The 345-nt window shown below is 40.6% G+C and carries 1 protein-coding gene; it reads left to right on the forward strand.

The genetic code is table 11. The features are described from left to right. Positions 1-345 (forward strand): P-loop NTPase (locus KI686_RS16020; protein ID WP_237590329.1); only part of this gene is annotated, 345 nt, incomplete at both ends.

Genomic DNA, 345 nt, shown 5'->3' on the forward strand with positions numbered 1-345 from the left:
TTGGTTTCTTTACAAAGCCTAATCAGGCGGTAGTTTGGCGTGGACCCATGGCTGCCAAGGCATTAAATCAAATGATTTTTGATGCCCATTGGGGTGCATTAGATTTCTTATTACTTGATTTACCTCCAGGAACAGGTGATATTCATTTGAGTATTATGCAATCCTTACCCATTACAGGTGCGGTTGTGGTAAGTACACCACAAAATGTAGCCTTGGCTGATGCCAAAAAAGGTGTGGCTATGTTCCAACAGGATAGTATCAGCGTGCCAGTATTAGGAATTATTGAAAACATGGCGTATTTCACGCCAGAGGAGTTACCAGATAATAAATACTATATTTTTGGAC

The sequence above is a fragment of the Polaribacter sargassicola genome, assembly GCF_021991835.1.
Taxonomy (GTDB): Bacteria; Bacteroidota; Bacteroidia; order Flavobacteriales; family Flavobacteriaceae; genus Polaribacter; species Polaribacter sargassicola.